This window comes from Streptomyces fuscigenes, from assembly GCF_021556455.1.
GTDB classification, from domain to species: domain Bacteria; phylum Actinomycetota; class Actinomycetes; order Streptomycetales; family Streptomycetaceae; genus Streptomyces; species Streptomyces fuscigenes.
In genome coordinates this window covers 1-5,211 of record NZ_JAKGCV010000390.1, presented here as the reverse complement: position 1 = coordinate 5,211, position 5,211 = coordinate 1, and the positions used below count along the sequence as shown (strand labels likewise).

Sequence of the window (5,211 nt, the reverse complement as noted above, 5' to 3'; positions counted from 1 at the left end):
CGGGCCGCCGCGGTCCGCGGGGCCCGGGCCGCGCCCGGTCCGCCGCTCACTTGTTGACGTTCGGCCCCGGAGGCGGCAGCGGAGAGGCCTCCGAGGACTGCGGCGACGTCGGGCTGGCCAGCGCGGACGGCGGGGCGACCGCCGCCGACGGGTCCGGCGCGTCGTCCGCCACGAGGGGCAGCGCGCCGCCCACGAGCTGGATGCCCGACTCGTCGAACGCCCGCTTGATCCGCCAGCGCAGCTCGCGCTCCACCCGCAGCGACTGCCCCGGCATGGTCTTCGCGGACAGCCGGACCGTCATCGAGTCCAGCTGCACCGAGTCCAGGCCCAGCACCTCCACCGGCCCCCAGAGCCGCTCGTTCCAGGGGTCCTCCTTGGCCAGCTGCTCCGTGGTGGCGACGATGACCGACCGGACGTGGTCCAGGTCCTCCGTCGGCCGCACGGTCACGTCGACGCCGGCCGTCGCCCAGCCCTGGCTGAGGTTCCCTATCCGCTTGACCTCGCCGTTGCGCACGTACCAGATCTCGCCGCCCTCGCCGCGCAGCTTCGTCACCCGCAGCCCGACCTCGATGACCTCGCCGGAGGCCACCCCTGCGTCGATCGTGTCGCCGACGCCGTACTGGTCCTCCAGGATCATGAACACACCCGACAGGAAGTCGGTGACCAGGTTGCGCGCGCCGAAGCCCAGCGCGACGCCCGCGACGCCCGCGGAGGCGAGCAGCGGCGCCAGGTTGATGTTCAGCGCGCCCAGCACCATCAGCGCGGCCGTGCCGAGGATCAGGAACGACGTCACCGAACGCAGGACGGAACCGATGGCCTCGGAGCGCTGCCTGCGCCGCTCCGCGTTGACGAGCAGCCCACCGAGCGCGGTGCCCTCCACCGCCTGCACACTGCGGTTCATCCGCGCGATCAGCCTGGTCAGGGCCTTGCGCAGGAGCTGCCGCAGCACCAGGGCGATCACGATGATCAGGATGATGCGCAGGCCCCCGCTGAGCCAGGTGGACCAGTTCTCGCCCACCCAGCTCGCGGCGTCGTTCGCGCGTTCGGTGGCCTCTCCGATGCTGTCGGACGCGGGGTGCGGGGCGGCGAGCACCACACCGGTCGGCAGGGACCAGGACACGACGGAGACCTCCAGAGAACGCCGAGCGGCGGGCCCACCACACTAACGGCCCACAGTGGGCGCTCCCGCGCGTGCCGGAAGCGGAGAGACGGGATTCACGCGGGAGGAAAACGGCCTGTGGTCGAAAACACTCCGAGCCCGTTACCGGGCCGTGGTGGCGTTTCGACCAGGCATGAGGGGAGACTGAGAGCAGATCGTCCCGGCGCATGCCACGCGCCGCCGGCGTAATAGGAGGCATCCGTGCCGCATGTCCTGGTCCTCAACGCGTCGTACGAGCCCCTCGGCGTCGTACCGCTCCGCCGCGCGCTCGTCCTCGTCCTGGAGAACAAGGCAGTCTCCCTGGAGGAATCCGGCGCCTTCCTGCACAGCGCGACACGGGTCGTGTCCGCCCCCAGCGTGATCCGGCTCAAGCGCTTCGTGCGGGTCCCCTACCGGGGGCCCGTTCCTCTCACCCGCCGCGCACTGTTCGCCCGCGACGGCGGACGGTGCATGTACTGCGGCGGCGTCGCCACCAGTGTCGACCACGTCGTCCCCCGCAGCAGGGGCGGCCGGCACGCCTGGGACAACGTGGTGGCCGCCTGCCGCCGCTGCAACCACGTCAAGGCCGACCGGCACCTGCGGGAGCTGGGCTGGCGGCTGCACCAGCAACCCGCGCCCCCCTCGGGTCTCGCGTGGCGGATCATCGGAACCGGCCACAGGGACCCGCGCTGGATGCCGTACTTGCAGCCGTACGGCGCGGAGGATGCGATGGCCCGGATCGACGGCGTTTCCGCCTGAGACCGGGCCATCGCCGTACCCGGCCCGCGCCGCGGGGCCCGGGCCGGGTACGTCCGGGGCATGCCCTCGTGCTGCGCCGTCCGCGTGAGCCGGCGTACGTCAGGGCGCCGCGGGGGAGGGGCTCACGCCGGCCGCGTCCCGGGACCCGTGCCCGCCGCCGCGGCGTCCGCGCCGGGGCCGTCCGCCTGCCCGGCGCCCGACCGTCCGGGAGGTGGGTGTTCGCTCGACCGGTCCGGCGGGACGCCCGACGCGCGGCCGCCTGACGCCCCGCCGGCTGTCCGAGCCCACCACCGGCGCGCACCCGTGTCGACGTATTGCTCCGTTGTGTCGTGATTGCCCCGTGTGGTAGGCAATGGGCATCCGGCCCGCGCCGGGCGCCGCCCCGCGTGGCCCCGCGCCGCATCCATGACCCGCGCGCAGGTCTGCGCCCGCCGCGGCTGGGTAGGCCTCACCGGGTCCGGATCCCCGCACCTCCTGGAGGTACCCCGTGGCCGTCGTCGCCCGCACGTCCGTCAAGCAGTCGCCGAAACAGTCCGCCAAACCTGCCGGTCAGCCGTCCAAACGACGGGCACTGTGCGCGCCGGCCATCCCCGCGCAGGCGCACGCAGTGCCCGCCCCCGCCCCGCAGTCCTGCGCGGCGCCGCTGACGAGCGAGCCGCCGCTGGCCGATGCCGCCCCGCTCACCAGCGAGCCGCCGCTCGCCGAGACCGCCGCCCTGACCAGTGAGCCGACCGCGCCGGGTCCGGCCTTCGGCCCGGAGCCCTCGGGAGTCTGACATGGGCCTCGCCCGCCTGGCCGAGCTGCACGGCGTCGCCACGGCGTATGCCCCGTCCCCCACGACGCGGGTGGACGTCCCCGACGCCACGGTGGTGGCGGTGCTCCACGCGCTCGGTGTGGACGCCTCCACCCCGGCCGCGGTCGAGGCCGCCACCGAGGCGGCCGAGCGGGCCGCCGCCACCCGGCTGCTGCCGCCCACGGTGGTGTGCTGGGCGGACGAGCTCCGGCCCGCCTGGGCCGCCGCCCTGCCCGCGAGCACGCGGCTCGACATCGGCCTGGAGGACGGCGGCACCGAACACCTGACCGCCGGCGGCGGCACCGGGCCCGGCCCGCTGCCGCTCGGCGTGCACCGCCTGACCGCCGTGGCGCACGACGGGCGCAGCGCCACGGCGACGCTGGTCGTCGCCCCGCCGCGCGCTCCGCAACCCGCCGAACGCACGTACGGATTCCTCGTCCAGCTGTACTCGCTGCTGAGCCGGCGCTCCTGGGGCATGGGCGACCTCGGGGACCTCGCGGAACTGGCATCCTGGGCCGGGCGCACCCAGGGCGCGGGCTTCGTCCAGATCAACCCCCTGCACGCGGCCGTGCCCGGCAGCCCGACCGACCCCTCGCCCTACCGGCCCTCCTCGCGCCGCTTCCCCGACCCGGTGCACCTGCGGATCGAGGACGTGCCCGAGTACGCCCATGCCGCCGGGGCGGCCCGGGAGCGCCTCGACGCCCTCGCCGGGCGCGCCGCGGCGCTGCGCACGGCCGTCCTCCACGAGGGTGCGCTCATCGACCGGGACGCCGTCTGGGACCTCAAGCGGCAGGCCCTGGAGATCCTGTGCGCCGCGGAACTCGGACCCGGCAGGCGCGCCGCCTACGACGACTTCCTCGCGGCCCAGGGCGAGGCGCTGGACGACCACGCCACCTGGAGCGCCCTCGCCGAGATCCACGGCGCCGACCGGTCCGGCTGGCCGGAGGCCCTGCGCGACCCGCGCTCACCCGCGTCCCTCGCCGCGCGCGCCGAGGCGGCCGACCGCGTCGAGTTCCACCGCCGCGCCGCCTGGCTCACCGACGAGCAGCTCGGCGCGGCGAGCCGCGCCGCCCGCGAGGCCGGCATGGGCATCGGCATCGTCCACGACCTGGCCGTCGGGGTGCACCCGGACGGCTCCGACACCTGGGCGCAGCACGGTGTGTTCGCCGAGGGGATCTCGGTCGGCGCCCCGCCCGACGCGTTCAACTCCCTCGGGCAGGACTGGGGGCTGCCGCCGTGGCGCCCCGACGCGCTCGCCGCGACCGGCTACGCCGCGTACCGCGGACTCCTGCGCGGCCAGTTGCGGCACGCGGGGGCGCTGCGCATCGACCACGTGATGGGCCTGTTCCGGCTCTGGTGGATCCCCCGGGCCACCGGCGAGGGCGGCGCCACCGACCCCACCCGCGGCACCTACGTGCGCTACGACTCCGAGGCGATGCTCGCCGTCCTCGTCCTGGAGGCGCACCGCGCGGGCGCGGTGGTGGTGGGCGAGGACCTCGGCACCGTGGAGCCCGGCGTGCGTGAACAGCTCGCGCGGCGCGGCGTGCTCGGTACCTCCGTGCTCTGGTTCGAGCGGCACTGGGACGCGCCGGGGCAGCCGCCGCTGGAGCCCCGTGAGTGGCGGCCCGGCTGCGTCGCCACCGCCACCACGCACGACCTGCCCTCCACGGCGGCCCGGCTGACCGGGGAGCACGTCGCCCTGCGCCACCGCCTCGGCCTGCTGACCCGGCCGCTCGCCGAGGAGCAGGCGGGTGACCGTGCGGAGGTCGCCGCGTGGCTCGCGGAACTGACCCGGCTCGGCCTGCTCCCGTCCGGTCCGGGCGACGAGGAGGAGGAGATCCGCGCCGTCCACCGCTTCCTGCTCGACACGCCCGCCCGGATGGTGGGCGTCTGGCTGCCCGACACGGTCGGCGACCGCCGCCCGCAGAACCTGCCCGGCACCTCGGACCAGTACCCGAACTGGCGCCTGCCGGTCGCGGACGCGCGGGGCACCCCCGTGACCCTCGAGGAGCTCGCCGCCTCCCCCCGGCTGGGTCGCCTGATGGAGGGAGTGCGGACCCCCGCACCGGCGCGTTCAGGACCCCCGGCCGCGCGGCCGGCGTAGGCGTTCGCTACGTTTGCACCGTGGACAAGAAGAACGCTCTGCGCGCCGGCGCCGTCGCGGCCGGTACGACGCTGATGATGCTGCTGATGTCGTCCCCGGCGCTGGCCCTGACCCGGGACGACGGTGACGACCCGGGCCCCGGCCTGAGCGCGATCGACACGGTCGCCCTGTTCGTGCTGTGCCCGCTGGCGCTGTTCGCCATCATCGCCGGGCTCGTCATCCTGCTGGACAAGTCCCGCAAGGCGGGCGGCCCCACGGCTGTCGTCAAGCCCAAGAAGAAGGTCAAGGCGGGCGTCTGACGCTCCGCCCGGCCCGGCGCACGCGCGGCGGGCCGGCCGCCCCGCGAGCACTCGCCGGGGCACCGCAGGCGCCATCCGCGCCGCGGTGCCCCGGCGTCGCCGTTTCCGGGAACTCCCC

General features: G+C 75.6%; 5 protein-coding genes. 4 read left to right on the top strand and 1 reads right to left on the bottom strand.

The window, feature by feature from the left end; all coding sequences use genetic code 11:
* Nucleotides 1-46: 46 nt before the first annotated feature.
* On the bottom strand, nt 47-1,120 hold the full coding sequence (locus L1885_RS23100; protein WP_372482004.1) for a mechanosensitive ion channel family protein: 1,074 nt from the start codon (nt 1,118-1,120) through the stop codon (nt 47-49).
* Nucleotides 1,121-1,360: 240 nt separating this feature from the next.
* Between L1885_RS23100 and L1885_RS23095 the strand changes: the two genes are divergently transcribed.
* The 4 genes from L1885_RS23095 to L1885_RS23080 all read left to right on the top strand — a co-directional run bounded on the left by L1885_RS23095 (nt 1,361) and on the right by L1885_RS23080 (nt 5,093).
* A complete protein-coding gene (locus L1885_RS23095) occupies nt 1,361-1,897 on the top strand; it encodes an HNH endonuclease (protein ID WP_235799098.1) in 537 nt (178 codons plus the stop codon).
* A 571-nt stretch (nt 1,898-2,468) separates the two neighbouring features.
* Nucleotides 2,469-2,672, top strand: coding sequence for a hypothetical protein (locus tag L1885_RS23090; protein ID WP_235799099.1), 204 nt, complete (start codon nt 2,469-2,471; stop codon nt 2,670-2,672).
* 1 nt (nt 2,673) lies between these two features.
* Nucleotides 2,674-4,794 carry a 4-alpha-glucanotransferase gene (gene malQ / locus L1885_RS23085; RefSeq protein WP_235799097.1) on the top strand — a complete coding sequence of 707 codons (2,121 nt, stop codon included), beginning with the start codon at nt 2,674-2,676 and terminating at the stop codon, nt 4,792-4,794.
* 20 nt (nt 4,795-4,814) lie between these two features.
* Complete coding sequence (locus L1885_RS23080; RefSeq protein WP_235799096.1) at nt 4,815-5,093, top strand: hypothetical protein; 279 nt, start codon at nt 4,815-4,817, stop codon at nt 5,091-5,093.
* The last annotated feature ends 118 nt before the right edge of the window (nt 5,094-5,211 follow it).